This is a genomic window from Nostoc sp. CALU 546, from assembly GCF_048836525.1.
In genome coordinates this window covers 14,513-41,504 of the sequence record NZ_JAWJTF010000002.1, presented here as the reverse complement: position 1 = coordinate 41,504, position 26,992 = coordinate 14,513, and the positions used below count along the sequence as shown (strand labels likewise).

General features: G+C 42.0%; 21 protein-coding genes. 10 read left to right on the top strand and 11 right to left on the bottom strand.

Features of this window, described 5'->3' with window-relative positions; genetic code table 11:
- Positions 1-68: 68 nt before the first annotated feature.
- Positions 69-917, bottom strand: a complete 849-nt coding sequence (locus tag RRG12_RS01270) for an Rpn family recombination-promoting nuclease/putative transposase (protein WP_069071420.1) — start codon at positions 915-917, stop codon at positions 69-71.
- Between the two features lie 86 nt (positions 918-1,003).
- Complete coding sequence (gene rppA, locus RRG12_RS01265) at positions 1,004-1,684, bottom strand: two-component system response regulator RppA (RefSeq protein WP_069071419.1); 681 nt, start codon at positions 1,682-1,684, stop codon at positions 1,004-1,006.
- Positions 1,685-1,734: 50 nt separating this feature from the next.
- Here rppA and RRG12_RS01260 point away from each other — a divergent pair, with 50 nt between their 5' ends.
- Positions 1,735-1,896, top strand: coding sequence for a hypothetical protein (locus RRG12_RS01260; RefSeq protein ID WP_420758064.1), 162 nt, complete (start codon positions 1,735-1,737; stop codon positions 1,894-1,896).
- A gap of 326 nt (positions 1,897-2,222) precedes the next feature.
- Here RRG12_RS01260 and RRG12_RS01255 read toward each other — a convergent pair whose 3' ends face one another.
- The 6 genes from RRG12_RS01255 to RRG12_RS01230 form a co-directional block, all read right to left on the bottom strand.
- The gene (locus RRG12_RS01255) at positions 2,223-3,116 is read right to left on the bottom strand and encodes a hypothetical protein (RefSeq protein ID WP_420758063.1); all 894 of its coding nucleotides are present in this window, start codon (positions 3,114-3,116) and stop codon (positions 2,223-2,225) included.
- A gap of 67 nt (positions 3,117-3,183) precedes the next feature.
- Positions 3,184-4,074 carry a TonB-dependent receptor plug domain-containing protein gene (locus RRG12_RS01250; RefSeq protein WP_420758062.1) on the bottom strand — a complete coding sequence of 297 codons (891 nt, stop codon included), beginning with the start codon at positions 4,072-4,074 and terminating at the stop codon, positions 3,184-3,186.
- Between the two features lie 28 nt (positions 4,075-4,102).
- Positions 4,103-4,555 (bottom strand): TonB-dependent receptor plug domain-containing protein, encoded by a 453-nt coding sequence (locus RRG12_RS01245; RefSeq protein ID WP_420758061.1) that lies wholly within the window; start codon positions 4,553-4,555, stop codon positions 4,103-4,105.
- Between the two features lie 597 nt (positions 4,556-5,152).
- The gene (locus RRG12_RS01240; protein ID WP_420758060.1) at positions 5,153-6,925 is read right to left on the bottom strand and encodes a ribonuclease J; all 1,773 of its coding nucleotides are present in this window, start codon (positions 6,923-6,925) and stop codon (positions 5,153-5,155) included.
- A gap of 260 nt (positions 6,926-7,185) precedes the next feature.
- Complete coding sequence (gene dapA, locus RRG12_RS01235; RefSeq protein WP_069071414.1) at positions 7,186-8,070, bottom strand: 4-hydroxy-tetrahydrodipicolinate synthase; 885 nt, start codon at positions 8,068-8,070, stop codon at positions 7,186-7,188.
- Between the two features lie 149 nt (positions 8,071-8,219).
- A complete protein-coding gene (locus RRG12_RS01230) occupies positions 8,220-9,257 on the bottom strand; it encodes an aspartate-semialdehyde dehydrogenase (protein WP_420758059.1) in 1,038 nt (345 codons plus the stop codon).
- An 889-nt stretch (positions 9,258-10,146) separates the two neighbouring features.
- Here RRG12_RS01230 and tig point away from each other — a divergent pair.
- From tig to RRG12_RS01210, 4 genes are all read left to right on the top strand, one after another.
- Positions 10,147-11,586, top strand: a complete 1,440-nt coding sequence (tig, locus tag RRG12_RS01225; protein ID WP_420758058.1) for a trigger factor — start codon at positions 10,147-10,149, stop codon at positions 11,584-11,586.
- A 332-nt stretch (positions 11,587-11,918) separates the two neighbouring features.
- On the top strand, positions 11,919-12,617 hold the full coding sequence (gene clpP, locus RRG12_RS01220) for an ATP-dependent Clp endopeptidase proteolytic subunit ClpP (RefSeq protein ID WP_069071412.1): 699 nt from the start codon (positions 11,919-11,921) through the stop codon (positions 12,615-12,617).
- 9 nt (positions 12,618-12,626) lie between these two features.
- Positions 12,627-13,967 carry an ATP-dependent protease ATP-binding subunit ClpX gene (gene clpX, locus RRG12_RS01215; RefSeq protein WP_069071411.1) on the top strand — a complete coding sequence of 447 codons (1,341 nt, stop codon included), beginning with the start codon at positions 12,627-12,629 and terminating at the stop codon, positions 13,965-13,967.
- Between the two features lie 104 nt (positions 13,968-14,071).
- A complete protein-coding gene (locus tag RRG12_RS01210) occupies positions 14,072-14,992 on the top strand; it encodes an alpha/beta fold hydrolase (protein WP_420758057.1) in 921 nt (306 codons plus the stop codon).
- 14 nt (positions 14,993-15,006) lie between these two features.
- Here the strand turns inward: RRG12_RS01210 and RRG12_RS01205 are convergent, their stop codons facing one another.
- Together RRG12_RS01205 and RRG12_RS01200 are read right to left on the bottom strand one after the other, a co-directional pair.
- Positions 15,007-16,203, bottom strand: a complete 1,197-nt coding sequence (locus RRG12_RS01205; protein ID WP_420758056.1) for an FAD-dependent monooxygenase — start codon at positions 16,201-16,203, stop codon at positions 15,007-15,009.
- A 130-nt stretch (positions 16,204-16,333) separates the two neighbouring features.
- Positions 16,334-17,317: a GntR family transcriptional regulator gene (locus RRG12_RS01200; RefSeq protein ID WP_069071408.1), complete on the bottom strand. Its 984-nt coding sequence runs from the start codon at positions 17,315-17,317 to the stop codon at positions 16,334-16,336.
- A gap of 300 nt (positions 17,318-17,617) precedes the next feature.
- Here RRG12_RS01200 and RRG12_RS01195 point away from each other — a divergent pair, with 300 nt between their 5' ends.
- The 5 genes from RRG12_RS01195 (at position 17,618) to RRG12_RS01175 (ending at position 24,280) form a co-directional block, all read left to right on the top strand.
- Complete coding sequence (locus RRG12_RS01195; protein ID WP_420758055.1) at positions 17,618-18,358, top strand: dienelactone hydrolase family protein; 741 nt, start codon at positions 17,618-17,620, stop codon at positions 18,356-18,358.
- Positions 18,359-18,500: 142 nt separating this feature from the next.
- Positions 18,501-19,403: a S1 RNA-binding domain-containing protein gene (locus RRG12_RS01190; protein WP_420758054.1), complete on the top strand. Its 903-nt coding sequence runs from the start codon at positions 18,501-18,503 to the stop codon at positions 19,401-19,403.
- Positions 19,404-20,154: 751 nt separating this feature from the next.
- The gene (locus RRG12_RS01185; protein WP_420758053.1) at positions 20,155-21,243 is read left to right on the top strand and encodes a fatty acid desaturase family protein; all 1,089 of its coding nucleotides are present in this window, start codon (positions 20,155-20,157) and stop codon (positions 21,241-21,243) included.
- A gap of 540 nt (positions 21,244-21,783) precedes the next feature.
- Positions 21,784-22,659, top strand: coding sequence for an SDR family oxidoreductase (locus RRG12_RS01180; RefSeq protein ID WP_069071404.1), 876 nt, complete (start codon positions 21,784-21,786; stop codon positions 22,657-22,659).
- Between the two features lie 139 nt (positions 22,660-22,798).
- Positions 22,799-24,280: an HlyD family efflux transporter periplasmic adaptor subunit gene (locus RRG12_RS01175; protein ID WP_420758052.1), complete on the top strand. Its 1,482-nt coding sequence runs from the start codon at positions 22,799-22,801 to the stop codon at positions 24,278-24,280.
- A 210-nt stretch (positions 24,281-24,490) separates the two neighbouring features.
- On the opposite strand, the gene RRG12_RS01170 is transcribed toward RRG12_RS01175, so the two are convergent.
- Positions 24,491-26,281, bottom strand: a complete 1,791-nt coding sequence (locus RRG12_RS01170; RefSeq protein WP_420758051.1) for a S8 family serine peptidase — start codon at positions 26,279-26,281, stop codon at positions 24,491-24,493.
- Between the last annotated feature and the right edge of the window lie 711 nt (positions 26,282-26,992).

The following is a 26,992-nucleotide window of genomic DNA, read 5'->3' as shown; positions in this document are numbered from 1 at the left end:
AGAGTTTGACAGAAAAACATAACAGAAAAATAACAAGAGAATTGGGATTTTTGTCCGCCTACTTCACCTCAACGCCCTTCTAACCAAGCCTGTAAATCAGCCAAACTGGTAAAATCTAACAATGCTTCGCTCAAATCTTCCAGAACAGGCAAAGGTAAACTAGCAATAGAGGAGCGTATTTCCCCAGATATTTCTCCAAAGCGCTTAGTTAGCAGTCGGATAACTAGATTAACTGTTGCTTCTTCACGCCCTTCCTCACGTCCTTCTTCCTTGATTTCTCGATAAACTCTCGTTTCCTTGAGTGTTATTCCCAACATAGACTCAACCTCTGTTCTGCTTAATTGTTCAAACCTGTACACCATAATTGTGGTAATCATTTCTATTATGGCGCGACTCGATTGTTCAGTTACTTCTTCACGAGTTCTGGTTAATAAATACCTAGCTTCTTCTGGTGCTTGGCTTTCCTCTACAGTAGTAAGTACCATCAATGCTACCCATATAGGTAATTGACGAACATCCCCCAATTCATCCAAATATACTCGATGGACTTGTTCACCATTAAGTAATGAGCGATGAGGATGAATATCAATTTGTTCTATACTACGGGATGGATAAATTATTACTGTTTGCCAGTCGCTAAACCTACCACGGTTACGGTAGAAATATAGTGAAGATTCCGCAAATGCTCTTTCGTAAAGCTGTTCATCTTTTTGGAACTGTACCTCGCAGAAATATACAACTCCTTTCCCTGCGTTTTCTGGCGGAAGAAACACCCCATCAATTTCAAATTTAGGTTCTTTGACAGCTACCGAATCAAACCGATAAGCATCTGCATTGCTTGGGGGTGTTGCTAGTACTTGAAATAACAGAGTAGGATATTGTTGAAAAAGTTTGTAAAAGATTGAATCTCGACGCATGAGGTAGTATTAGTCATAAACATAATTACGAATTACGTTAGCGCAGCGTTAGCGACGCAGGAGCGTCATTACGAATTACGAATTATTTAATGTGAGTTAGGTACGCTTAAACGATATCCCAAACCATATACTGTTTCAATCCACTGGTCAGCACCTATCTGTTGTAAACGCTGTCGTAATCGTTGAATCTGGACTGTAATTGCATTAGTTCCTGGTTCTGCATCCCATGTCCATAATGCTTGCTCTAATTGGTCACGGCTTAAAATTTGAGAGGGATGGCGCAAGAAGTATTCTAGTAATTGACATTCACGAACAGAGAGTTGGACTTGTTGCTGTTGTCGTTGTGCGGTGTGGGTATCTAAATTCAGTTGTAAGTCGGTAAATTTTAAGATTTGGTCTTGCCAAACAGGCGATCGCCTTCCCAAAGCTCTCACTCGTGCTAGTAACTCCAGCATATCTACAGGTTTAACAATATAGTCATCTGCTCCGGCATCTAGTCCCTTAACCTTATCGGAGATACTGTCTTTGGCGGTGAGCATCAATACAGGCGATGTTTTCCCTGTATGTCGGTATTGTTGACATAGATAAATACCACTTCCTGTAGGTAGCATCCAATCGAGTATCAGCAAATCATAATCTTGTTCACCTATTAAGCAGGTGGCTAGTTCACAGTTACCAACCCCATCTACAATATGTCCAGCTCTCGACAGGGCTGTATTTAAAGGTTCTAAAAGTTCTGGATCGTCTTCGACTACCAATATTTTCATAGAGATCGTCAACAATTTACACAGAAAGATGAGAATATTATCTTACAATAATGCTAGTTATTCTCATTAAAATTGTCGTTCTTGATTCTTATGCGCGATCGCAACCCCCTTTTAACCATCTGGCGCTCAATTTTTACTTTGGGGTTAGAATTTTGGCTACCATTACCCCTAATTGGAATGAGCATTTGGTTTGGGGGAAAGAGCGTCGCTAACCAAATGTTAAGTTATAAATACAATACTCAATCCTATTTAGAAGCAAATAATCAAATAAAGGTTCAGTTATCTGTCACCGTATTAGCTATTAAAGCAGAGATTAAGGAGTAGGTAGGATTTACGAAAGTAACTATTAGGACAGCAGACTCAGCCATCAAAACTTTAGAACTCGAATTACCTACCACAGATATTGCTGCTATTGAAGCAGGAATTACTCAGGAATTGGGATTAGATTTAACAACAGTCAAACGGATTACCCGTTACCAATTTTCCGAGTAATTCCTTTATCGAACAGAATTCTGACTCCTGAATTCTGAATTCTTCTTCAATAATTGGCATTCGGCAAGACATTACCATCAATTTGCAGTGATATTACTTCTACAATATCACCATGAGGAGTTTGCTTACCGACTCCATCAGCTTTGATTTGTCTACCTATTTTTGCCACTTTATTTAAGCTTTTACCCAAAGGTTTAGCAAATTGGACTTGAGTTCCAGATGTTAAAATTGCGCCTTTAATTTCTCCTTTATCATTCACTAGCCAATGTTGAACGGAATCTTCAATGTTGCGAGTAACTAAATCAGTCGGTTCTGGTTTTTTCCGACCTTTAGGTTTCGGTTGTTTGGCAACAATTGCTTTAGTTTGAGTGTTGGTAACAGTACGAGCTTCTATTTCTTGTCCATAAACACTAAGAGTCCCCAATTTACCAATAACTTCTACAGAATCTTTTGGTTTTATAGCAGCTACTATCTGTTCACTGAGATGGGGTGGAAACTTTACCTGTTTACCATCACTAAGTAAAAGTCCATCAACTAAACCATCTTTATTTAGCAGATAACGCTCAACATTTCCAGCGTGATTTTTTTCATTTTTGCCAGGTAAAATTCCTACTGGAGATTGAGGAATGCTATTAACAGTAGATAGTTGCTTATATGTCAATCCACCTATTATTAAAGTTCCTCCTGTTGCTAGCACTCCGAGTAAGGCTAGTTTAAATCGGTTTTGTTTTTTGTGACCTTGAATTTCTTGATTTTTCTGCTTCAGTAGAATTAACTCCGTCGCTTGCTGAATAAATTCAGCCGGAATCTTTGCTTCTTCTCCGATGATTATTAATTCTTGGAGAGAATATTCCTGCTGTTTTTGAGCGTATAATTCAGACGCAAGCTGAAAAATTTCTGGGGCTAGTTCTCTACTAATTCGATGATTTGGGTTATTCATAGCATCATTTTTGAACTGAGGCTTTACTGAGATTGTAAATTACTCGAACAAAAATCAAAACTTAAAATTAAAATTGCCATGACATACTAATACCATACAGTCTTTCTGCTGTTTCCTGCTCGATACGAGAACTTTCAAACACACCAGAAGTATCAAAAATACTACGGGATTTACTTCTTTCAGCCGCCAGTAGGTTCTTACCAAATAAACTCAACTGGACATTATTTGTTAACCGGAAAGCTACGTAAGCATCTAGAGCATTTTCTCCGGCTTGGTTAGTAACTTCGTTTTTGCCATCCTTGAGTTCACGGTTTTCAAAGCCAGGTAGAATGTTGTAGCTTAAACCAAAATTCATCCCCCACTCTGGAATAACATAGTCAAAACCCAGATTGGCTACGTATGCTGGTTGTTCTTTAAAGCGGCGAATTTCTCTACTTATTTGGTCTTCCACTTCTGAACCAAGTAAAGAAACATTACCAAATAAGGTCAAGTTTGGTAAACCCAAAAAAGGTGTGCGCGTTTGTAAATCTATCCGCAACCCATAAATTTTTCCATCTCCCACATTTCGGAATGATTGTTCATAGCGATTGTTCGTCGAATTGAAGTTTGTATCATTCTCGATTTTTTCATCTACCCAACGATAGAAAGTATTTAAGCCAAACGCCCCGGTATTATTTCCCCAGGATTGTTCAATTCCCGCCTCTACACCAAGAGAAGTTTCCGGTTTTAAATTCGGATTTCCAATCACATCAGGTTGGAGTAATGTGCCATTTTTTGATTCGCGGAAGGGGATGAGGTCATCGAATTTGGGACGGCGAATAGTCCGCGCTGTACTTAAGCGAAAAACAGTTGTCGGAAAAACTTGGTATTTGTAGTTTAACGAAGGGTTAAATATAGTACCTGACTGGCCAATGGCGCTGTTATCAGCGGCGGTAGCTTTATTGTCAAATGCTTCCATTCGCACTCCCGCCGTGAGGGTATGTTTCTCACCCAAGCGAATATTCTTTCGGTAAACCCAAAAGTCGCACGTCTTTATCTTCTCCCGGCGGCCCTCCTAAGACCACACCTGGCTGACGACGCAACACTTCGCCAATCGTTCTGTAATTAAACCGTTGAATTTCTTTTTGGTCAAGGATAATTACGCCTGTCGGTGAATTTTGACGTTCTTCGATAAAGTTCACCAGTGGAGTACCGATCACATCCAGTTCAATATCAGGTTCTTCACTTTCTTCTGCTGGAGATGTCGGCGTTTGTGCTACCGATGTTGAAGAGGCGTTTGTATTTTGGAATAAAAACTGAGCGCTAGTTTGCGGTAATTGTATTTCACTAATGTAGGGAATTTCACTTTCCGGTGTAGGTTGTGCAGGCGCAGCAGCAGCAGTGGACACGAAAATACTGCTCAACAGAACACTGTTGAATAAAATCAGATCGGTTTGCATACTAGAAGATGAGATTAATTAATGTTTGAATCTAGACAAGTTAGCGCTTGCTTTTTTGTGGGGTAATGTCAGTAAAAGTTAATAATTTTTCTCAATAAATTGAGATGTAGCTTAACATTACCCTGCTCTAAAATGTGCCTAACTGCATAATTAAAAGTGCAGTTAAGCATCTATCGAAGTATTGAAAATGGAGATTATTAGACTTGATTTAGGCTATGGCTAGCAAATTAAAGCGTGGAAACCTCAACAAATAGCAGAGGACTGGAGATGGCTCAAATTCTTATAAAACTGCTAGCAGTCAATTTAGCAACGTTTCGGTGGCATTAGTTGAGAGATATTAAGATATTTAATTGAGATTTATTAGCGTTAAATTTATCATGACTAGCTGCTAAAATGCAACCAATCATAGAACTTATAAATACTTAATGTTTGAATGAGCAATGATGATTGATATTAACTGCATTATTCGCGTTAGAGAACATCGCCGAGAATTTATAGAGTGTGCATAAGTCCTATCTCAATCTCACAACAAAGCGCAAAGACGTTAGAAAAACTCTACGTCTTTGCGCCTTTGCGTGAAATTCTACTTTAAATTCCCTACGATGCTACCTGAGCAGCAGTCCGAGTCCGCCGTCTTCTGCCATCGGCAACTTTCACAGGTGGCTCATCAGGAATTTGCATCAACAAAGTCACAGATGGCTGACATTGCAATTCTCGACGGATGGAACGTTGCAATTCTCGTTCTAAAGTTCCTTGCAATCCGCCCCAGTCTATATCTGCTGTTTCACCTTGCTCAGGAGCAAATTCTGTCCAGCGCACAGTGAGGATTTCTTCAATGCGTTGTTTTACCCAGGTTTGTAGCAGCGATCGCTCTACACTAGTTACTACACCCCGGAGGTGAATTTCTGGTTTTGCCAACAGTTTACCATTCCAATCAATGGCAGCTGCGATCGTAATAATCCCTTCTGAAGCCATGCGTTGCCGTTCTTGCAGCACTTTGGCGCTTACCATACCCGAACTAGTAGTATCCACTAATTCAATACCAGATGGCACTTTACCACCAACGCGAATCGCATCTTCAGTCAGTTCGACAATATCACCATTCTGAATAATGATCATGTTTTCTGCGGGAATGCCCATACTCTGAGCCGTTTCTGCGTGCTTCACTAGCATCCGGTGTTCGCCGTGAAATGGCACAAAGAATTTGGGTCGAGTTAAGGCAATCATCAGCTTTTGTTCTTCCTGACAGCCGTGACCGGAGACGTGAATTCCTTTATCCCGTCCATAGACCACTTTCGCACCTTGAATCATCAATTTATCAATGGTGTTGACTACTGCGATCGTATTTCCGGGAATTGGGTTAGCAGAGAATACTACCGTATCTCCTTGGCGGATTTTAATATGAGGATGTTCTTTGTTGGCAATGCGGGTCATTGCTGCCATCGATTCACCCTGAGAACCTGTAGTGAGAATTAAAACTTTTTCGTCAGGGAGGTTGCGGACTGCGTGCAATGGTTGCAGTAGATTATCTTCACATTTGATGTAACCTAGATTCCGAGCATGAGCGATCAAGTTCAGCATAGAACGCCCTACAATCGTCACCACACGATTTTGCTTCTTGGCGATATCCAAAATCATGTTGATGCGATGGACGCTAGAAGCAAAGGTGGTGACGAATAATCGCCCAGTGGCTTGACTAAATACTCTCTCCAGATTGGGATAAACTGAACGTTCCGAAGGTGTAAATCCTGGTGTCTCGGCGTTAGTGGAATCACTCAGTAAACAAAGAACGCCTTTTTCACCATGTTCTGCTAGACGTTGCAGGTCGAACTTTTCACCATCGACTGGGGTGTGGTCAATTTTAAAATCGCCTGTGTGAATAACTACACCCAGGGGAGTATGAATGGCAACAGTGAAACTATCAGCGATGGAGTGAGTATTACGGATATATTCAACTAAAAAGTTTTTGCCAATCCGCACGACATCACGGGGCATAACTTTTCTTAATTCTGTGCGATCGCGCACTCCTGCTTCTTCTAATTTACCCTCTAGCATTGCCATCGCTAGTCTGGGGCCATAAATCACCGGGATATCAAATTGCTTGAGATGAAAAGCAATCCCGCCGATATGGTCTTCATGACCATGAGTAACGATCATCCCTTTAATTTTGTGGCGATTTTCCCGCAGATAGGTCGTATCTGGTAGAACAATATTTACCCCATGCATCGCCTCTGTGGGAAAAGCCAATCCTGCATCTAGCAGGATGATTTCATCGTCATACTCAAAAAGACAGGTATTTTTCCCAATTTCATGCAAACCGCCCAAAGGAATAATTTTCAAGGCGGAATTATTAGCTTCGTTTTTAGCCATTTTCTCCTTAGATTGTTACTTGTGGTTAATTAAGTTGACAGTTAACGAACTTGTATTTAAGACAACATAATCTGCCTCTTAAGTCAGTCTGAAAGCAATCAAGTTTTAAATTGAAATTTTCAATTTTTTATTCAATAAAATCGACAATACACTCAAGGATTCATAGTATATCTATCAGTCCTAGCACAGATTTTTAAATTGCAACTTATGAACAATTATGATCATTGTTTATATGTATCTTGCGCTTAACTAGCTGGTGGCTAGATTAAACTAAGTTCTTTCAAAACCGCTTCTAACTTTTGACTGACTTCTAAATCAGCTTCACATAGCGGCGGACGAGTTGAACCAACTTCCCAACCTTGAAGTTTCAGTGCTTTTTTCACTGGAATGGGATTTGAAGTTAGAAACAAAGCTTTAAACAACGGGAAGAGTTGGAGATGAATCTCACTGGCTACTTCAATTTTCCCGGCACTAAAAGCTTGGATCATCTGCTGTAGTTGGTTTCCTACCAGATGAGAAGCCACACTTACCACACCCTTTGCCCCGATCGCTAACAAGGGCAAAGTCATGTAATCATCACCAGAATAGATGTGGAATTCTTTTGGTGTCAAGCGACGAATAACGCTTGCCTGATCTATATTACCAGTGGATTCTTTTATCCCGACAATATTGCTAACCTCAGCTAACCGGGCAACTGTTTCTGGCTGAAGGTTTTGTCCGGTACGACCGGGGACATTATATAACAACAATGGTAGGTCGGGACAGGCTTGTGCTATCGCCTTAAAGTGCGCTTCCAATCCCGCCTGTGGCGGTTTGTTGTAATAGGGAACAACTTGTAAGGAACCATGTACTCCTATCTTAGACGCTTTTTGGGTGGCTGCGATCGCTTCTTTGGTGGAATTTGATCCACAACCTGCGATTACCTTGGCTTTTCCTGCCACGGACTGCAATACCTCGACAAACAACTGGTATTCTTCATCCCAACTTAGTGTTGGGGATTCTCCTGTTGTGCCGCACATTACCAATGTATCTGTACCGTTGTTAGCTAGATGCGCCGCCAGTTCTGCCGCTACATCATAGTTGACACTACCATCTGCTTTAAATGGCGTAATCATAGCAGTTAAAACATTGCCAAAATCTCCCACCCTTTTTTCACTCCTGATTACCCATATTTTTATATCTTGGTGGTTCTCTATTGTAATAACCTATCTGCAAATTGCTTTCAAGTGTCATTTGTCATTTGTCCTTTGTCCTATTGTCATTTGTCACTTTACCAATGACCAATGACCAATGACTAATGACTAATAGCTAATGGTTTGAGTAGATTTTTCTCTACTAACAACTCAGCGATTTGTATTGCATTTAACGCTGCGCCTTTGCGGATTTGGTCACCGCACAACCATAATTCCAAGCCACAGGGATGAGAAATATCCTGACGAATTCTTCCCACTAAAACTTCATCCCGACCTGTTGCTTCAATTGGCATCGGAAAGTGATTAGTTTCCCAATCTTCGACCAGTTTCACTCCAGGGGAGGAATTTAAAATTTCTCTGGCTTCCTCTGCACTAAAGGGAGTCTCAAATTCTAAATTAATGGCTTCTGAATGGGCGCGGAGTACGGGAACCCGTATACAGGTCGCAGTGATTCTGATTTGCTGCGTGCCAAATATTTTTCGGGTTTCGTTAACCATTTTCATTTCTTCCTCACAATAACCCAAATCGTTTAATGGTGAGTTGTGTGGGAATAAATTAAATGCCAATGGGTAAGGCAATATTTCGGCAATCGGCGGCTGTCCTTGTAGTATAGCGCTTGTTTGGGTTTTGACTTCTGCCATTGCTCGAGCACCAGCACCACTAGCAGATTGGTAGGTTGCAGCGACGATGCGTTGCACTGGTTTAACTTTGTGCAATGGCCAGACTGCCACTGCCATTAAAATCGTTGTGCAGTTGGGGTTAGCAATAATGCCTTGGTGATTAGCAGCGGCTTGGGGATTTACCTCTGGTACTACTAAGGGGACTTCCGGGTTCATCCGAAAGGCGCTGGAGTTGTCAATTACGACTGCGCCCTTTTCGACGGCAATTGCGGCCCAAGTTTTGGATGTGGAACCACCTGCACTAGCCAGTACTATATCGACATTTTCAAAAGCGCGATCGCTCACTGCCTCTATTGGTATATTTTCACCTTTAAATTGCAGCGATCGCCCGACACTACGCTCTGATGCCAATAACTTCAGGTTGGCAAGAGGAAAATTACGACTTTCTAACAATTCCAGCAACTCTGTGCCAACTGCACCAGTCGCTCCCAAAATAGCTAAACTATAGGATTTCGACAAACTTGCTTCCTCCTTTAAGAGATTTATGTGAAATTTCTTGGAACAATTGACAATTTTCTTATATATAAATAGCGATCGCAGTCTTGAAATACATTTTGAATAGATTTTTCTCTAATTTAGTCGATCTTTATATATCTAATACATTTGTTTTATTGGTTTTTTATAAGTTAAGTGATGTTGCATTCTACAACAACAGACTTCCAATTTTTCCATCAACTTTTAACTATAATACTATTATACAACAAACCGCCATTTAGCAGAAAAATGGAGATATCTGCACTTAGACGTTTAATAGGCATCCCAGTTTTAAGTTAATAAACGTTTTAGCTGCAAATCTGCTTACCAACATGATGAATATACTATGATCGAATTGCATAAAACTACCGCAGCATAAAAGTGAACTATGCGGTTCGGTAACAGATGCACTCTCGTACCACAACTTAATAATAGCTAGACTCGATACTATAACCTTAACTTGGGGGTACTAACCACTCGTTGAGAACCAGGATATCACGGGATTAGCCCACTGAATAATTAATTCCTAAGTTTTAGGGGTAGTAGGGAGTAGAGAAGGCAATAGGTTACAGGTTCAGGGGTACAGGTTACAGATTTATTCCCTATCACCTCTCCCCTATCACCTGCCACCTTCTCCCTAATCCCAAAGCCCCATTAACCAAATTGTTATGAAGGTAAAATGTCAAGTCCTTGGTCATTGGCAGTAAACTGGATCTTTGCCCCAGGATAAACATCCATCCTTGGATGTGATCAGACCTTTTGGCAAACTCCCATTGCCCCTAAGAGACATCAACAAGCTATAAACGCAAACAATTATTTTATTGCGTCTTGTGTGTACTCGGAGTATAAAATACCAGAAAACTAGAGACGAAGCATGAAAGTCACCCAGGAAAAACTTCCCGCCAGCCAAATTGGCCTGGAAATAGAGATTACGCCGGAAATTACCAAGCAAACTTACGAACAGGTCATCAAAAACTTAGCGAGTACTGCCAATATTCCTGGGTTTCGTAAAGGCAAGGTACCCCGGCCGATATTGCTACAACGGCTGGGTACAAATCGTATCAAGGCAGCAGCGCTGGAAGAACTAATTCAAGACGGCATTGAGAAAGCAGTTAAACAAGAAGCTATCCCGGCAATTGGTCAGCCGCAATTGCGCTCCTCTTTTGAGGATTTGATTAATAATTATGAACCTGGAAAACCCCTGACAATTTTGGCCGCGGTCGATGTAGAACCAGAAGTGAATCTCGTGCAGTACACTGATTTGCAAGCTAAGGCTGAAGAAGTCAAGTTCGATCCAGAACAAGTGGAGAACACACTGGATAAGGAACGTCAAGAATTAGGGACATTGATTCCTGTGGAAGGACGTGCAGCCCAAATCGGTGATATTGCTGTAGTCGATTTTAAAGGTTCATTCGCCAAAGCCGAGGGTGAGGACGAAACAGCTGAACTAGAACCAATTCCCGGAGCCGAAGCAACTGATTTTCAAGTTGAGTTGCAAGAAGATAAATTTATTCCAGGCTTTATTTCTGGGATAGTAGGGATGAATCCTGAAGAAACCAGAGAAATTGCAGCACAATTCCCAGACCCCTATGCTAATGAAGATTTAGCTGGAAAAGCGGCAACTTTCACAGTGACGCTCAAAGAACTGAAGGAAAAGGAACTACCAGAAATAAATGACGATTTCGCCCAGGAAATCAGCGATTTTGAAACCTTAGAGGAATTACGCGCTTCTTTGGTAGAGCGATATCAAAAAGAGGCGGACGACAAAACAAAAACAAATAAGCAGGAAGCCTTGTTAACGGAACTGCTCAAGCACGTAGAAGTTGACTTACCAGCAACCTTGATTGAGCAAGAAGTGGATGCAATGCTAACGCAAACAGCAATCCGGCTGTCTCAGCAAGGATTGGATGTGAGAAAGCTGTTTACTCAAGATATTATTCCACAATTGCGGGAGCGATCGCGCACTGAGGCCATTGAACGCATCAAACGCTCCTTGTCTTTGCGGGAAATCGGTAAACGCGAATCTATCGAGGTAACACCAGAAGAAATCGCAGCCAGAGTCACAGAACTTTTGGAACAGTACCCAGAGGAACAAGACGTTGATGAAGATAAACTGCGGTCAATCGTGGAAAATGAACTGCTAACCGAAAAAATCATCGATTGGCTCTTAGAACACTCCTCAGTTGAACTTGTACCCGAAGGTTCCTTGAGTCCCGCAGAGGAAACAGAAGACGCAGAATTGGATGCTGATGCTGATGCACCTCAAACTGAGGAAGAAAACAGCGAAGCTTCCCCAGAAGTTACAGAAGGATAATAAAAAATCCCACAGCCATGAGTTCACCAGTTCTGAGTTAAAGTGCTGGTGAAATGCTTCAGGTGAGGGACATGAGGAAGTAGGGCAACAAATAACCAATGCCCTATGCCCTATCCTCCATAATTCAGGGATAAAGTCAGAATAATTAAAGAATTAATGAATTTTCGGCAAATAGTGACACCTGTTATTGCCTGAGCTTGATACTGTGTTAAACGAGAGGAAATTATATGAGGCATAATGGTTAACACGTAGCTTATAAAAATCCGATTCGTCGAAAAGGCAGCATCCGCTGCTGAAACATTTGTCCTAAATTATCGTCAAAGAAAGCTTGTATGCTTGAATCGCAGTCGGGAAATTCCCCAATCAGCAACTTAAGTCGAATAAACATTAACTCCCAGTTAAGCAGCCCTAGCAACATCGTGCCGATGGTAATAGAGCAATCTGGCATGGGAGAAAGGGCTTTCGACATCTACTCCCGCCTGCTGCGAGAGCGGATTATCTTTTTAGGAACGCCAATAGACGATGCCGTAGCTAACTCAATTGTGGCTCAGTTGTTATTCCTAGACGCCGAAGACTCAGAAAAAGACATCCAACTGTATGTTAATTCTCCTGGCGGCTCAGTGTACGCAGGGATGGCAATCTATGATACAATACAGCAAATTCGCCCTGATGTTGTTACCATCTGCTTTGGATTAGCCGCGAGCATGGGGGCATTTTTGTTGACAGCAGGAGCTGCCGGTAAGCGAATGTCTCTGCCCGACTCCCGGATTATGATTCACCAACCACTTGGTGGCGCTCAAGGTCAAGCCATTGACATTGAAATTCAAGCCAGAGAAATTCTTTACGTTAAGGCTAAGTTGAATCAGTTAATGGCTCACCATACTGGTCAACCCTTAGAAAGACTTGAAGCAGATACTGAGCGCGACTTTTTTATGTCGGCAGAAGAGGCAAAAAACTACGGTTTGATTGATCAGGTCATTTCCAGGCAAAATCTTCCCGTAGCAGGGGAAAACGTCACCATTCTGAAATAAGAGGCTGGTATGTCTAAGTACGACTCCCATTTGAAATGTTCATTTTGTGGCAAGTCTCAAGAGCAGGTGCGTAAATTAATCGCAGGGCCGGGAGTCTACATCTGCGATGAATGCGTTGACTTGTGTAATGAAATACTAGACGAGGAATTACTCGATACCAATGGTGCGGCCGCACAACCAGCACCAAGAGCAGAGCCACCTCAAAAACGGCGTACCCACTCTGCTAGTATTTCGTTTAATCAAATACCCAAACCAAGAGAGATTAAAAAGTATCTAGACGAGCACGTTATTGGTCAAGACGAAGCGAAGAAAGTGCTGTCAGTAGCCGTTTACAATCACTACAAGCGACTGGCGGTCATTCAGTCTAAAGCCAGTGGCAAAGCTGGGGCAGATGATGCCATAGAACTGCAAAAGTCCAACATCTTGTTAATTGGCCCGACCGGTTGCGGCAAAACTCTCTTAGCCCAAACCCTAGCGAAAATCTTGGATGTACCCTTTGCCGTCGCCGATGCGACAACGCTGACGGAAGCCGGGTATGTGGGAGAAGATGTGGAAAATATCTTGCTGCGACTGTTGCAGGTGGCAGATTTGGATATAGAGGAAGCGCAACGGGGAATTATTTACATTGACGAAATTGACAAAATTGCTCGTAAGAGCGAAAACACGTCAATTACCCGCGATGTTTCTGGCGAAGGCGTGCAGCAAGCTTTGCTGAAAATGTTGGAGGGAACGATCGCTAATGTACCACCCCAAGGAGGGCGCAAGCATCCCTATCAAGACTGCATCCAGATTGATACAAGTAATATTTTGTTCGTCTGTGGTGGTGCTTTCGTGGGCTTAGACAAGATTGTAGATCAGAGAGTTGGCAAAAAAGCAATCGGCTTTGTGCAACCGGGAGAAGGTCAGTCAAAGGAGAAACGAGCAGCAGACACTCTCCGTCATCTAGAACCGGATGATTTAGTAAAATTTGGCCTGATTCCAGAATTTATTGGGCGGATGCCAATGGTAGCAGTAGTAGATCCGCTAGATGAAGAAGCGCTGATGGCGATTCTCACTCAACCACGCAGCGCCCTAGTGAAGCAGTACCAAAAGCTGCTGAAGATGGATAATGTCCAGTTAGATTTTAAAGCAGATGCTTTACGAGCGATCGCTCAAGAAGCTTACCGCCGTAAAACTGGTGCGAGAGCATTACGTGGTATTGTCGAAGAACTAATGCTGGATGTAATGTACGAGTTACCATCCCGTAAGGATGTGACACGCTGTACAGTTACCAGGGAAATGGTCGAGAAGCGATCGACTGCCGAACTAATAATACATCCATCTTCACTACCGAAGCCAGAATCTGCTTAATAGTCATTGGTCATTAGTCATTGGTCATTGGTTATTTGTCAAAAACTAAGGACTAATAACCATATACCAAGGACAAATGACAACTGACAAAGGACAAATGATAAATGCCTTATATTAATGTTCGTGGCGTTGAGCATTACTACGAATGGGTGAAAAAACCATCCGGTTCTCTGGTAAAACCAGTGATGGTTTTTATGCATGGTTGGGCTGGTTCGGCTAGATATTGGCAAAATACCGCTAACGCTTTATCAGAGCAATTTGATTGTTTACTCTACGATATGCGGGGATTTGGTCGTTCTGGTGGAAAGCCAACTATCGCCCAAGCAAGTGAAGCTGTTGCTGAATCTGATTCCCCACAGGAAGAATCAGAGGCAATTAAAGAGCTAACCTATGAGTTAGAGGAATACGCTGATGATTTGGCAGCTTTGTTAGATGAGTTGCATATTCAGCGTGTTTATATCAATGCTCATTCGATGGGCGCTTCTGTTGCCACTTTATTTTTTAACCGCTACCCCCAACGAGTAGAGCGAGGAATTTTAACTTGTAGCGGCATTTTTGAATACGACGAAAAATCCTTTAGTGCCTTTCATAAATTTGGTGGCTATGTAGTTAAATTCCGTCCCAAGTGGTTAGGCAAAATTCCATTTGTTGACCGGATGTTTATGGCCAGATTTCTGTATAGTTCAATACCATATTCTGAGCGGCAAGCTTTTTTAGAAGATTTTCTCGAAGCAGATTACGATGCGGCTTTAGGAACAATTTTTACTTCCGTTAGTAAGGCTCAATCTGAAGTGATGCCGCAAGAGTTTGCCAAGCTAACAGTGCCGACTCTACTCGTGGCAGGGGAGTATGACAAAATTATTCCAGCCGAGATGGGGCGGAAAGCAGCTGCATTAAATGACAAAGTGGAATTTGTGATGATTCCTAAGACAGCCCATTTCCCAATGTTGGAAGATGCCCCAACTTATCTGCAACGGGTACAAGAGTTTTTGCAAATTAACACGCCAAAACCACAAGTGGGATAACTACTGGCGGTTTTTTAGACACTTAAGTGTACCTGTGTGATACCTTGACGCATCTTATATTGTCGCCTTAACCAAGACTTTTTAATTATTTTACGGAGTAAGGGGGCAAGTTGAATCAACAGCGATCGCAGCAGTGCATTTTTTCGCAGTAGTTCGCCTTGTTCAGCTTCCGCTAACTGGAGTTGCTGGGCGCGGATAATTTCTGGCTCACGTTCTGCTTGGATGTGCAATAGTGCCATGTCAATATCCTGGTGTCCAGCTTTTTTTTGCAACAGTGGCACAAGATGATTAGCAGCGACAATCACATCACGGAATGCGAGATTAATTCCTTGGGCACGGACGGGAGACATTGGGTGTGCAGCATCACCTAAAAGCAGTACCCCTGGTGCGTGCCATTGGGGACAATAACCCACCACAACAGAGAGCCGAATGGGGGATTCGATAGTGTCTGCATGATTACGGAAATGCTCTGCTAGCCATGAGGGTGATAGTGAGGCAAAAATCTCTGCCCAGTTGGCTTGTTTGGAGTCAGTATTTTCGGTTGCTGACATCACCCAAGCCAGATGTAGTTTTCCTGATTCTGCTCCGTGAAAGATGGTAAATACGCGATCGCCATTTACAATAGTACGAAACACATTATCGGCTGCAAACTCAGGGCTGGCGGCAAGCTTAAACCAGAGAATATCAATATTTTTAGGCTGGCGTACCAATTCCAATCCTATACGTTGTCGCACAAGAGAATTTCTACCATCTGCCCCAATCACTAGGTCAGCAGTAAGTTCTCTGCCATTGCTCAATACTACACCTGCGACTCGTTGATTACTCCACCGTAAATCTTTGACAGGAACACCCTGGATAAATTCAAACCCATCCTTGGTTTGAGCTTCAGAAATCAGTGCTTTGAGTAGTGGTGGTTGTGAAACTAGTGTACAGGGTCGGCTTGCCCCCATTGGTTCTTCGGCTCGAAACAATTGCTTGTCCCCCACAATGAATTCCCATGCGTCGAGTTGTCGATGGGGAATATGCTCTAACAATGCCGATAGACCCATTTGTTCTAATGCATCCAACCCACTGGGCATTAATCCTTCACCGCGAAAAACACGATGAAAGTCTTTTGCTGCTTCAATTAACGTTACAGGAATACCATGTTTTGCAAGGAGCAGGGCAAGAGTTGCACCTGTTGGGCCTGCGCCTACAATCACAATCTGCACTACTCTATCCCTCCTATATTAGTTGTTCTCAAAGATGTTGGTGGAATTAATTATTACGGAATAGGAAACCACAGAGGCGCAGAGGCCACAGAGAAATGAGAGTTTGAGGGATATTTTGTGTAAGTCGTAATTAACTCAAACCCAATTCTCGTTTTAGTAAGTTAATTGAGTTAGCGCCGATATAATTTTCAACCTTAATCAGCTTTGGTGGACGAATAATATCTTCATCAGATGCTTGCACGGCTGCTTGCACTGCCGCAAAACTGGCTTGATCGCTTATGATTACCTCAGCCCGTTTAACCATAGCCTGAAGTTTATAGGCATCTTTTGGTTGCGAAGTCATCACTAGTAGTTCATCCCCCCGCAAACCGTGGAGAATTACTTCTGCTGCTCGTGCAATCCCGGAACTGAGGCTGACTATGCCTACACAGTTTTCTTTTGGTAGGGTTTTCAATAGGCTGAGTTCCTTGCTGTAGTCGTAGATATCCAAAGGAATTACCCGTGCAGCTTTTGGAGCTGCGATCGCTTCCACATTACTGATAAAATACCGACTTGTGACGACTGTCGCAGAGGTAGTTTTATCTAACACAGCTGTTAATTCTTCCATTGCTACCAACTGGACTGGGATTTTTAGCGATCGCTCTAATTCATAGACCATCAACTCACCAGCACCCATATCATAAGATGGAACTGCAACCAGTACCCGCGCACTACAACGCAAGCGCCAGTCAATTTCCGCTAAAAATAGCTCCCTGGCTTGATTGAGTGAACATCCTTGGGTGAGCAAATCATCGAGTGCTTTCTGGACAACTTGATATGCATCAGGATTTTGTTTGAGTATTGGTGATTGCAGTCTACTACCGCCCTCATGACCTTGGGGACGAACATAAATTCCCGAACCAGCCATACTTTCAACAAATCCGTCTTCTTCTAGTTGACGGTAAACTTTGCTAATGGTATTACGGTGTAACCCAGTTTGCATTGCTAGCGCCCGTGTGCTTGGTAACTTGTAAGCAGGGGGATATTGCCGGGAAGCGATCGCAAACCTGATTTGATTAAACAGCTGGGTTGATGCCGGAATTTCGCTGTCTGGCTGAATACGGAATTGAATCATCACCAAACCTCCTGAATACTAAGTGCTGATGAGTGCTGTTAACGGGGCGTTTGCCCGTGCTGAGGTTTGAGTATTAAGTGTTGCTTGCCTACTCAGCACTTTTAACTCAGCACTATTTTGGTGTCTAGATGCATTTGCTACATATTGAATATTTTATTTACATATAAAGTTTTTCTGGTAGAAATTTCTAATGCGCTCACTATTGGTAATTGATAATTTAATTGGGAATAACCTGGGCATACTGGCATAGTTATATCAAATAAACACACAGCTAATTACACAGCACTGGTAAAAATTATTATGACAGAGCAAGCAACAATTACCACAACGGTTAATCTTTTGCAAGATAATATTCAAGTGTCTGCTTATCTTGCAGAGCCAAAAGAACCTGGTTCTTACCCAGGAGTGGTGGTATTACAAGAGATTTTTGGTGTCAACGTTCACATTCGGGAAGTTACAGAACGGATTGCCAAACTTGGGTATGTAGCGATCGCACCTGCGCTTTTTCAACGGATTGCTCCCGGCTTTGAAACCGGATACACACCCGAAGACATTGAAACTGGCAGAAGCTACGCCATGCAGACTCAAGCATCAGAGTTATTGAGCGATATTCAATTAGCAATTGACTACCTCAAAAATCTGCCCCAAGTGAAAAAAGATGGCTTTGGCTGTATTGGCTTCTGCTTTGGTGGTCATGTCGCATATCTTGCAGCCACTTTGCCAGATATTAAAGCTACAGCCTCCTTCTACGGTGCTGGAATTACCACCCGTACACCAGGAGGTGGCGCTCCCACTGTCACCCGTACCAGAGAAATTCCAGGTACTCTATATGGCTTCTTTGGTAAAGAAGATGCTAGCATCCCAACGGAACAAGTAGACGAGATTGAGGCAGAGTTAGAAAAATATAAAATTCCTCATCGCGTGTTTCGCTACGATGGAGCTGATCACGGATTTTTCTGTGACCATCGCGCCAGTTATAATCCTAAAGCTGCGGCCGATGCTTGGGAGCAAGTAAAACAACTCTTTAGTCAAATAAACTGAAGCATACGCAGGCAAGTTTGTCATTAGTCATTAGTCATTAGTGAATAACAAAGGACAACTTACGAATGACAAACGACAAGTGACAAATGACAATCTAAACTCCAGTGGCACCATATCAAATAACAATTAATCTTCAAAAGTCATGAATTCCGAATCGAAACTTTCTCAAACAGCCAATTCGTCATTTACAATGGACGATTTTGCCAAAGCACTAGAAAAGCACGACTACCAATTTCAAAAGGGACAGATTGTACATGGTAAAGTGTTCCAACTTGACCATGATGGGGCCTATGTGGATATTGGTGGCAAGTCGTCAGCTTTTCTGCCGCGCGATGAGGCTTCTTTGAGAGCAGTTACCGATTTATCGGAGGTGCTGCCATTGCAAGAAGAAATGCAGTTTTTGATTATCCGAGATCAGGATGCAGAAGGTCAAGTCACCCTTTCTCGAAAGCAGTTGGAAATTCAGCACATCTGGGAACGATTGGCCGAAATGCAGGAAAATGCTCAAACTGTGCAAGTACGGGTTATGGGTGTGAATAAAGGTGGTGTCACCGTCGATATTCTCTCCTTGCGGGGATTTATTCCGCGATCGCACCTCGCCGAACGTGATAATTTAGAAGCACTCAAAGGTCAAAATCTGACTGTGAGTTTTTTGGAAATTAATAAAAACACCAATAAACTCATTCTTTCTCAGCGTTTAGCAACTCGTTCTAGCAACTTCAGTTTATTAGAACTAGGTCAACTGGTAGAAGGCAAAGTTACCGGCATCAAACCTTTTGGTGTATTTGTCGATTTAAGTGGCATGAGTGCCTTGCTTCATATTAAGCAGGTAAGCCAAAAATTCATTGAATCTCTTGAAAAAGTATTTCAAGTTGGTCAGCCAATTAAAGCTGTAATTATTGACTTAGATGAGGGGAAAGGGCGGGTTGCTCTTTCTACCAGAGTTTTGGAAAACTTCCCTGGCGAAGTCTTAGAAAATATGGATGAAGTGATGGCTTCAGCTGAGGCACGTGCCAATAGAGCTAATAACAAAGCATCTGAATAGTTTTAAGATGGGCTGCTTATACAAAGCATAGATAGTGCGTAAGCAGCCCATCGTAGACATCACACCTGCGGTAAGTGGGATTAATCGGTGACATACTCACCGAGAAAGAAGGGTCGGTGATTCTGGAGTAATAAGTAATAAGTAATGAGTAAATACCCATTTCTCATCCACTCATTACTCATTACTCGTTACTCATTACTCATTTAAAGTCCTGTCACCGATGATAAAAAGCCGTCTTCAAAAGACGGGGCTTCTCTACGAGACGCTTCGCGAACAGACCCAAATTTTTGGTGAATAGCGCCCACAAATTGATTAATAATCAATATTTCATGACTACCCCTGCATCTTTGTAGATGTAGGGGGATTGCAAATTAGGAAAACTTTTTACAGACTTTTATCTAGCCTCTCGCATACAGTGTACACAAAAATTGTAAAAGCCTAGCTTGATGAGACTTTCCTTGTTCCCCTACTCTGCATGGTAACAAGAGAAAAAAGGAAAATCGGGCTTTTTCAACTTGTGTATTTACCAGCATAAAATCCTTGTAAAACAGTAATTTCAGCCAGTTTAAGATGACTTTCGCTATGAGCCGCAGAATTTATTATGAGGCAAAATTCTGCAATATATCTCTTGTAAAAATATTTTGTGATATGGTGATAAGCTGACCTACTGCGAATTGAATCGTCCGAGTTTAAAAGACTACGATTCTCCGCAAAACTGTGCTTGCTTAAATTCTTTACGTGACAATGATTTATGACTATTAGTACCGAGCAGAAACTAATTCATCAGAAAATATATGCCAAAGAATTACGTTCCCTAATGCCACCGGAAGCATTTATCCCCGATCCAAGTAAATTAGTTATCTTGTTCATTAATCTGGCAATTTTGATTCTAGGTTGGATGATAGCGGCTCGGCTAGATTGTTGGTCGCCATATCTTTTATGGCTTTATCTACCTCTAAGCATCGTTATGGGCAACAGCGTGGTTGTCTTGCTATTTAGCACCCACGATTTGATGCATGGTAGCGTGATTAAAAACGCCAGATTATCCTATATTATTAGCTTTTTAGGGCTAACAATGTTGTGGATGCCACCAACGTTGTGGAAGGCAGTTCATAATCGAGTACATCATAATCACACTAATGATTTGGGCGACCCTGATCGCAATTACTTATATGAACAGCCTGCAACCTGGGGAAAATGGATTCAGGACTTGTTTGTGCCTTCTACTGAAGTCAATCCGATATGGTTCACAGTGGGCATGACTTCTGCTTGGGGAGTACATACTTTTCGCAATCTGACATCTGTGCTATTTTTCAATCACGAATCCGTCGATTATGTTCCGGCTGCATTTACAGTCAGTCCTAAAGATCGTCGGGCGATCGCAGGGGAATTAGTAATCATGATAATGATTCATCTGAGTATCCTCATCTATCTCCAATTTGAACCCATAAAGCTCATACTTGGTTACTTTTTACCAATTGCACTTGGTTATGCTGGAGTAATGTTTTATATTTATACAAATCATTTACTTTGTAGGATGACCAGCGTTAACGATCCACTGATTAATAGTATGTCTCTGCGGGTTTATAAAATATTTGACCTGTTGCATTTAAATTTTTCTCACCACACTGAACATCATATTTTTCCAGGAATGAACTCTGATTACTATTGTCTGGTTAGGGATTTGTTAGAAACTCACTATCCTGAACGCTTTAATTTATTGGATGCTGGGGAGGCATGGTACTTGCTGCTGCAAACTCCCCGACATTATAAAGATGAAGATACTCTTACAGATTGGTCAGGAGAAAAGTCTGTTCCCTGCCCTACAAGCGACAATTAAAAAGCTGACTTTTCACGGTATATGGAAAACCTCTCTTCTATTTCTCTCTCCTAGAAGGCTAAGATGTCAGTTGAACAAGCTATTGATTTGTTGAGCGAGTAAAACTAATCCCATTACCCTATCCCCCACATCTACAAAGATATGGGGGATAATTTTTACAGTATTAAGATAGATAAGGTGTGACTTATTGGTTTAGTTGGCTTAACGAGGGAGTAGGGAGTAGGGAAGAGGAAGTAAGGAAACCCCTGCTTGAAAACAAGGGATTTGATATCGACACCTTGTGTGTCGGCACTGCGTGCTTCTTTTCACAATTTTTTCTCAACATTCCCCCTAAAAAGGGGAGGCTTCAAACTATAAGGGAGTAGGGTATTTTCAGTATTCTCCCGACTCCCGACTCCCTGTTTTGGTGAGAATATCTTGAGCATGGTAACAAAGTATAAAAATATGCTCGTACCTTTGTTGAATGCTTATCAGATTTTGAGCATATACCGAGCATTTCAAAAACTATAAACGCTGTAACTATTCAATTTAGGTATTTATATGTTTCTGGTAACTGGAGCAACGGGAGGAATTGGTCGCAGAGTTGTGCGACTCCTACGGCAACGAGAACAGTCTGTACGGGCATTTGTCCGCCTTAACTCGCGCTACAGCGAGTTAGAACACCGGGGTGCAGAAATCTTTATTGGTGACTTGCTACACGAAAAAGATATCCAGAAAGCTAGCCGAGGTGTCCAGTATATTATCAGCGCCCACGGTTCTGATAGCGATGCCCTATCTTTAGATTACCGCGCCAATATTGAACTTATTGACCAAGCAAAAGCCAATGGCGTCGAGCATTTTGTTTTCATTTCCGTACTGGGAGCCGATCGCGGTTATGAAGACGCTCCTGTGTTCAAAGCCAAACGGGCAGTAGAGCAATATTTGGCAGCTAGTGGCTTGAATTACACAATTTTACGCCCAGCTGGATTAGCATCTAACTTGCTGCCATTAGTAGAACGGTTTCGCGAAACAGGATTGTATCTGCTAATTGGCGATCGCAAAAACCGTACCTCAATTGTCAGTACCGATGATTTGGCAAGGATAGTCGTGGATTCTGTGACATTTGAAGGCGCTCGTAACCAGATTTTACCCGTCGGAGGCCCAGAGATTTTATTGCGAGAAGATATTCCCCGAATTTTTGGTCGGATCTTTACTAAAGAGCCAGTAATAATTAACTCACCACTATTTGTCATTGATGGGTTACAGAGTGCATTGGGTTTATTTAATCCCCAAATCCAAAAAGCTTTAGGAACTTATCGCACATTGCTAGCAAATGAATTTTTCTGTACAAAAGATGAAATTGCCAATTTAGAGGCGATTTATAACTTTAAATTGGAGACATTAGAAAATTTTTTGCGGCGCTATCTAGCAGTTTGAATAGTCATTAGTCATTGGTCATTGGTCATTGGTCATTAGTCATTGGTCATTAGTCATTGGTCATTAGTGAATAACAAACGACAAAGGACAAAGGACGAAGGACAAATAACAAATAAGAAATAACAAAGGACAAAAATATATGGTAAATGCTGCTCAAGCACGTCAGACAAAAGAGCGATTCGCGCAACCAGAGGAACAACTCACTTATGAATTAGGTAAAGCGGTGCAGGAATTACCACCCCTGTACACTAGATTATTAGCGGGAACGATGAGCGCCATCGTATTTGGAGCGATCGCTTGGGCATACTTCTCACAAATAGATGAAGTAGCAACAGCACCAGGGGAATTAATTGCTTCCACACAGGTAAGACCGGTGACATCCTTGGGTGGAGGCTCAATTGTCGCCGTCAAAGTGCAAGAAGGCGATCGCGTTACTAAAGGTCAAATTCTGATTCAAAAAGATCCAGACTTGCAGAAAACCGATGTTTCCCGCCTAGCCAAATCTACGAGATTAATTCAGGACGATTTGCAACGTTTGGATGCAGAACGTACTGGAGGTACAACTACTGGGACGAAAGTACAAGATGAACTTTTAAACTCCCGTTTGCAAGACTACCAAGCGCGTCAAGCAGGGGCGGAAGCAGAAGCAAATCGCCAAATAGCACTTATTGATCAAGCCAAAGTCCGGTTGACTCGATTGCAAGACAACTTAGTTAATGCCAAAACTAGCGTTGCAAATGCTAAAACCAACCTTGCCAATGCAGATAGCATCCGCATTAAAATTGAAAGTAATTTGGCTCTCGCCCAAGAAAGGGAAAAAAGCTTACGCACCCTAATTACTCCTGGCGCTGTACCTCGTGTCGATTATTTGGATGCCCAAGAAAGATTAACTCGTGCAAAGACAGAAATCACTAGATCACAAGATGAAGTGATTAACGCCCAAAATAGAATCACAGAGGCTCAAGATAAAGTCACATCATTAGAAAAAGATATTGCTGCCCAAGCCCAAGAAATTCGCCAAGCAGAACAAGCTTACAACGCTGCACGCAGTCAGGCCCAGCGTGTAGCATCAGAACGCCAAAGTGAAATTTTGACCCAGTTCAACAAGCGTAAAGAAGAACTGACAACTGTTCAAGGTCAATTAGAACAGGCGAGAAAACAGCAAGCATTAGAAACCATTGAGGCTCCAGTTGCGGGTACGATTTACAGAGTCAAAGCCACCAAAGGGCCAGTACAAGTGGGTGAAGAATTGGTGTCAATTTTGCCGGAAGGGGAAGAAATGCTCCTAGAGGTGAAAGTTCTCAACCGCGATATTGGGTTTATTCGTCAAGGAATGAAGGCAAAAGTGAAAATGGCAACTTTCCCCTTCCAGGAATTTGGTATTGTGGAGGGCGAAGTCATGCAAGTCAGTCCAAATGCAATTGTTGATAAAGAATTAGGCTTAGTTTTTCCTACAAGAATTAAGTTAGGTAAACACACCGTAAACGTGCGCGGTCAGGAAGTAGCATTTACACCAGGAATGGCCGCTACAGGTGAAATTGTAACTCGCAAAAAGTCAATTTTGACATTCATCACTGAGCCTGTGACCCGACGGTTCAACGAGGCATTTTCGGTTAGGTAGGTTTGTAGCCTCTCCTGTTTTTATTCCAGTTCAAAGGCGATTCACAAAAAGCGATACCTGGGTTGGCTACACCTACGCATCTCACAACCCACACTTAAAACGTAAGGGTTTAGCAATGCTAAACCCTTACATTCATTCACAACAGACGAGTTGGTTGGTTGATTTTCTTAACCAACCATTATTGAACTGAACTGCAAATCGCTACAATTTTCAAACCATACCCAAAAATTTTCTATACTGATCTATTTGTTTTTGCATTTCCTCTAGTAGTTTGCCAAAATCAAGATTATTTTCATCCTCATTGCTATCCATGTTTGTGCTGCCCAGAATCTTCTCATAGTTTTGAAATTGCGACCATAATTCTGGATTGGCTAATCCGTTATTACCTGCGGTTGGTGTCAAATATTTTGTAGTTTCTGTAATTGCCTGACCAATCAGATAACCGACATCGGAATTATTAAAACTAGCGATGGTTTCTGGTGTCAGATATTTTGCCGTTTCTGTAATTGCCTGACCAATCAGATAACCGACATCGGAATTATTAAAACTAGCGATGGTTTCTGGTGTCAAATATTTTGCCGTTTCTGTAATTGCCTGACCAATCAGATAACCGACATCGGAATTATTAAAACTAGAAATTGTCTGTTGTGATGTGAGATAACTTGCGGTTTGTGTATAGACGCGTAGCAGGTTGTCACCAGACATTGCCTGACTCCCTAGAGAAGCAAAATTGTAACTATTAGAACTAGAGATTGTACTTTGTGTATTATTTCTTGCTGTCTCTGCAATCACCTGACTCGCTAGAGAACTGACACTAGAAATATTAAACCTAGAGCTTGTAGTTGATGTAGTATTTTCTGCGGTCTCTGTGACAATCTGACGTACTTGGGCATCAGTCAGGTTGGGGTTAGCACTAAGCATTAGAGCAACTACACCAGCAACGTGGGGAGTAGCCATAGAAGTGCCATTATAAGTGGCATATTGATTATTCGGAACTGAAGAATAGACCCTAACTCCTGGGGCTGTGACGTAGGCGATTTCATCCGTTCCAGAACGGTTAGAGAAGTCGGGCATATTATTATTTCTATCTACTGCCCCAACTGCAATTCCCGACTTGTATGCATAACGGGCGGGATAATCTGGTAATGAGTCACCATCATTACCTGCTGCCATGACAACAATCACTCCTTTGCTGCTGGCATAGTTAATAGCTGACTCTAGAGTACGATTGGCAGATGCGCCTCCTAAACTGAGATTAATTACATTAGCTCCATTATCCACAGCGTAGCGAATACCCTTCGAGATAGAACTATAGGAACCAGAGCCAGAGTCATTCAAAACTTTGACGGGCATAATCTTGGCATCATAAGCAATACCAGTGACACCGTAGTTATTATTTTCTCCTGCGATCGTGCCGGAAACATGAGTGCCATGACCGTTTATGTCTAGGGTGTTGTTGTTGTTACCAGAGAAGTTCCAGCCGTAATTATCATCAATATAACCATTGCCATCATCATCTATACCGTTACCTGCAATTTCGTTGGCATTTGTCCAGATATTATTCCTCAAATCCTCGTGGTTGTAGTCAACCCCAGTATCTACAACAGCAACAACAACACCTTGACCTGTGTATCCATGTGCCCAAACTTCCGGTGCTTTAACAAGGTCTGCTCCCCAATTATTGCCACCAAGATTAGGAACATCAGCAAAGGTATTATGACCAGTAGCTCTAGCCACTGCTGCTGCCCCATTAATCAAGCCATAGCCATTGGTGGAGTTATAATTTCCAGTGCTAAAAGCATTAGCAGTAGCATTAATGCTATTTTCGGAGTCACCGTTATTTAGCAACTGCACGTTTGTGGAAGTTGAGTTATGGCTACTACGTCCGCTGAAGTTGAGGCTGTAGTCATCCTTCGCTTTAAAGCTATCTAATGAGGATATTGAAGTGACATTTAGCTGTTTATCTGACAGCACATTCTTATTAACATCATCAATGAGCATAAGTATTTTTTCTCAAAGATAGCAATCGTTTTTTTGACAAATTCCAGCGTTAAAATCTTTACAAGAAAAAGATTTTAATGTGTGAATAAGCTTCATTGTCAATAATTACTATGTAATCTCATAACAAAATGCTAATTCTACTACTAAAAAACATAATTAATAGTAGAATTTTTCTTGGCATATTAATTGATACAATAAAAATTAAATTTGTATCATTTTAACTATCAATTGGTGGATAAAAAATTAATTTAGCTATGCTTATAAACTTTTAATTTCTAAAGGTTTTTAACATTAGCTAATATCTGTCATACCAATAGAGTGTGTTACAAAGAAAGGCAGAGAGCAGAAGGCTTTTATGAAAAAAGTATTAATAAAAACTTTAGTTGTGGGTTATTGCCCACTGGTCTAAAAAGATTTGTATCGATAGCGCAGCGTAAAGCCTTCTCTACGAGAGGCTTCGCCAACGGCATGGCTTCTCTACGAGGCGTAGCTTGCTTCTCTGTAGGAGTACGCTTAGAGCGAGTCAGACGCTCCTGCGTCGCTAACGCTACGCTATCGAGCGTCGCGGAAAGTGACACGAGACACAAATGAGCCAGTGCGGTCTTGGGATGCATCCCAAGACCGCACTGGCGTCGTCCTTACTTCAATGTCAAAACTTATTTTGAACAGCTTATTAGAGTTTTAGCGTAGGCATTGCAGAACTTTTTGAAG

Coding starts and splice junctions, on each gene's coding strand:
- RRG12_RS01200 (WP_069071408.1), bottom strand. CDS start 17,317: ATGATTCAATTCCGTATTCAGCCAGACAGCGAAATTCCGGCATCAACC.
- RRG12_RS01185 (WP_420758053.1), top strand. CDS start 20,155: ATGACTATTAGTACCGAGCAGAAACTAATTCATCAGAAAATATATGCC.
- RRG12_RS01255 (WP_420758063.1), bottom strand. CDS start 3,116: ATGAATAACCCAAATCATCGAATTAGTAGAGAACTAGCCCCAGAAATT.
- RRG12_RS01210 (WP_420758057.1), top strand. CDS start 14,072: ATGCCTTATATTAATGTTCGTGGCGTTGAGCATTACTACGAATGGGTG.
- RRG12_RS01180 (WP_069071404.1), top strand. CDS start 21,784: ATGTTTCTGGTAACTGGAGCAACGGGAGGAATTGGTCGCAGAGTTGTG.
- rppA (WP_069071419.1), bottom strand. CDS start 1,684: ATGAAAATATTGGTAGTCGAAGACGATCCAGAACTTTTAGAACCTTTA.
- clpX (WP_069071411.1), top strand. CDS start 12,627: ATGTCTAAGTACGACTCCCATTTGAAATGTTCATTTTGTGGCAAGTCT.
- RRG12_RS01190 (WP_420758054.1), top strand. CDS start 18,501: ATGAATTCCGAATCGAAACTTTCTCAAACAGCCAATTCGTCATTTACA.
- RRG12_RS01240 (WP_420758060.1), bottom strand. CDS start 6,925: ATGGCTAAAAACGAAGCTAATAATTCCGCCTTGAAAATTATTCCTTTG.
- RRG12_RS01270 (WP_069071420.1), bottom strand. CDS start 917: ATGCGTCGAGATTCAATCTTTTACAAACTTTTTCAACAATATCCTACT.
- RRG12_RS01175 (WP_420758052.1), top strand. CDS start 22,799: ATGGTAAATGCTGCTCAAGCACGTCAGACAAAAGAGCGATTCGCGCAA.
- RRG12_RS01170 (WP_420758051.1), bottom strand. CDS start 26,281: ATGCTCATTGATGATGTTAATAAGAATGTGCTGTCAGATAAACAGCTA.
- RRG12_RS01245 (WP_420758061.1), bottom strand. CDS start 4,555: ATGCAAACCGATCTGATTTTATTCAACAGTGTTCTGTTGAGCAGTATT.
- RRG12_RS01250 (WP_420758062.1), bottom strand. CDS start 4,074: ATGGAAGCATTTGACAATAAAGCTACCGCCGCTGATAACAGCGCCATT.
- RRG12_RS01195 (WP_420758055.1), top strand. CDS start 17,618: ATGACAGAGCAAGCAACAATTACCACAACGGTTAATCTTTTGCAAGAT.
- clpP (WP_069071412.1), top strand. CDS start 11,919: ATGCTTGAATCGCAGTCGGGAAATTCCCCAATCAGCAACTTAAGTCGA.
- RRG12_RS01260 (WP_420758064.1), top strand. CDS start 1,735: ATGCTAGTTATTCTCATTAAAATTGTCGTTCTTGATTCTTATGCGCGA.
- tig (WP_420758058.1), top strand. CDS start 10,147: ATGAAAGTCACCCAGGAAAAACTTCCCGCCAGCCAAATTGGCCTGGAA.